Annotated in this window: 1 protein-coding gene; it reads right to left on the reverse strand. The window is 66.3% G+C overall.

The window, feature by feature from the left end:
* Positions 1–1,709 (reverse strand): DUF5801 repeats-in-toxin domain-containing protein (locus FJ964_RS31180; protein ID WP_224717437.1); only part of this gene is annotated, 1,709 nt, incomplete at both ends.

The raw sequence follows: 1,709 nt of genomic DNA on the forward strand, positions 1-1,709 counted from the left end.
GAGATGTCGGCGCTCTGTGTGACGTGGTCGCCGTCGCCATCGGTCGCCGTCACGGTGACCGAGACCGAGCCGGCGCCGAGCGCGATGCCCTCGTCGTTGCTGCTGGTGTCGGGATGCTGGAGCGAGACGTATTGCGCAACCGCGACTTGGCCGGTAGCGGCATCGATATGCAGGGCGATGGCGACCTTGTCAGTGGCGGTGATGCCGTTGTTGTCGGCATCATAGACGCCGATCACGCGGCCGCTGCCGTCGTTGAACAGCGAGATGGCATGCCCGTCGGTGGTCTTCAGGCCGGAATCCACGCCCGTATTGCTGGCAAGGGTAAGCGCATAGACAAGCGAATTGCTCGTTGCCGGGCCATCGGCGCCGAACAGCGCCGTGGCGTTCACGACGCCGCCGCTGCCTTGCGCATATTGGTGCAGCGGCATGTCGGGATCGGCTCCGGCATTGACGCCGGCAAACAGGGCCGCCACGGCCTGATTAGTGGTGTCGTCGGAATCGGCATCGACACCTGCGGTCTCGTCGATGACGATGATGTCGCCGACCTTGATGTTGGCAAGGAAGGTGCCGGTGTTGTCGCCCGCTTCGCCGATCTCACGGAAGGTCAGTGAGTTGTCGCCGGCTGTCGCCGTGACGTTGAGCGCGATGGTCTGCATGAGGCCGGAGGTCGGGTCGTAGGTTCCGACGCTGGTCCCGTTCCAGATCACTTCGAGCCTGGCGCTGTGTGGGAGGCTGGTGTCGTTGGCGGCGCCGATCTCGAACGAGATGCGGTATTCGCCGGCGCTGAGGCCATGCAGCGTCTGCGAGATCTGGACGTTGCCGGGGCTGGCCTCGAGGTCGACCATAACGCTGTTGGTCGGGCTGTCGGCGCCGCGATAGCCGTCACCGACCTTCTGCAATTCGATGCTGCTGGCGCCTTCGTAGGGCGAAGCCGTGACGGTCCAGGCGCCGGCGGGACCGGTCGTGGTGCCGCTGCCCGCGCCCCAGGCGTCGCCATTGGGAACGAAGCCGTCCAGGAACAGGCCGTTCAAGGCACCGTTCGGCTGCGAGATGGTCAGGCTCGGCCCATCGTCGTCGAAGCTGATCTGGCCCGAGACGTCGGCGCTGGCGCTGGCGGTGTCGCCGTCGCCATCGGTGACGGTCACGCTCACCGCGACCGAATGCGAGCCCAGCACCACCGTGTCGTCCGAATTGCCGGCGTCGGAATGATGGAGCGACAGATATTGCTCGACGGTCACCTTGCCGGTGGCCGGATCGATCGATAGCGCGAACGCGGCCTCGCCCTTGAACGTGCCGCCCTGGACGACGCCGACGACGACGCCGTTGCCCAGCAGCTGCAGTTGGATCGCGGAGCCGTCGGTGACGGCAAGGCCGGAAACCGCATTGGTCACGCTCAACGCATAGACGGTGCTGCCCGAAACGGCCGGACCGTCGGCGCCGAACAGCGCGGTGATGTTGACGAAGGCGCTGTCACTGGTGCCGTGCGCGATCGCACCGGTGCCGCCGACATCGGGATCCTCGCCCTTGGTGAACGCACCAGTGTCGATCCCAGCCGGGGTGCTCGTGGTCGCCGTCTCGTCAAGCGCTACCGTAACGCCGGTGGCGGCGACAGCCGTCACCTTCGGGCCGTCATCCTCGAAGACGATCTTGGCGCCGATGGCGAGCGACTGGCTGACTGTGTCGCCGTCGAAGTCGGTGACCGTGACCAC

The sequence above is a fragment of the Mesorhizobium sp. B2-3-2 genome (genome assembly GCF_006442295.1).
Classification (GTDB): domain Bacteria; phylum Pseudomonadota; class Alphaproteobacteria; order Rhizobiales; family Rhizobiaceae; genus Mesorhizobium.